This window comes from Acinetobacter sp. ATCC 27244, from assembly GCF_000156555.1.
In the GTDB taxonomy this organism is placed as follows: Bacteria; Pseudomonadota; Gammaproteobacteria; order Pseudomonadales; family Moraxellaceae; genus Acinetobacter; species Acinetobacter haemolyticus.
In genome coordinates this window covers 1-642 of sequence record NZ_GG665952.1, presented here as the reverse complement: position 1 = coordinate 642, position 642 = coordinate 1, and the positions used below count along the sequence as shown (strand labels likewise).

Sequence of the window (642 nt, the reverse complement as noted above, 5' to 3'; positions counted from 1 at the left end):
GCCTTTAATAAGTAATGATTTTTCATATACTAAATAAAATTATTCTTCTATATAATCATAATTATAGGTTGCTTAGAAGAAATTTATGACTGAAAAATTATATTATTGGGCTGAAAACTTAGACGGTTACAGTTCTGACAATGAACAAGACTATGATCAAATTATAGAGATAAAACGATTAAACTTTTTCATAGGTAAAAATAATGCTGGTAAGAGTCGATTTTTACGTGAATTATTTAAAAATAAGAATGGACAACAGCTTTATAACTCTCTGCAATTTAGAAAGCTTATGGCTTTCAAACAAAAGTTAACATCTAGTCAAGAATATCCACATAATAATAATTACAACCATTTTTTAACAACTGTTGCACAACTCAATCCTACTAACATTAGTTCTTCAAAAAACCTATTCAGTCAAGCTCTTGAGTACTTGTCTAGATTCAATCAATTACAATGCCTGTACCCAAATAATAATAAACCGATGGCTTTAGATTTGTTCAGCAAAGAAATTGAACAGAATTTGAATCCAATTTTTACTAATTTTAAATTTTATATACCAATTCTTCGAGGTATGCGCCCTGTTACTGATCAGGAAAATAAACAGCCTTATATTGAACGTGCACAAAAAGATTATTTTTCAGC

1 pseudogene is annotated in these 642 nt (G+C 28.3%); it reads left to right on the top strand.

The features are described 5' to 3' along the window. Positions 1 to 85: 85 nt before the first annotated feature. A pseudogene (locus HMPREF0023_RS05330) lies at positions 86 to 642 on the top strand (ATP-binding protein); the annotation flags it as partial.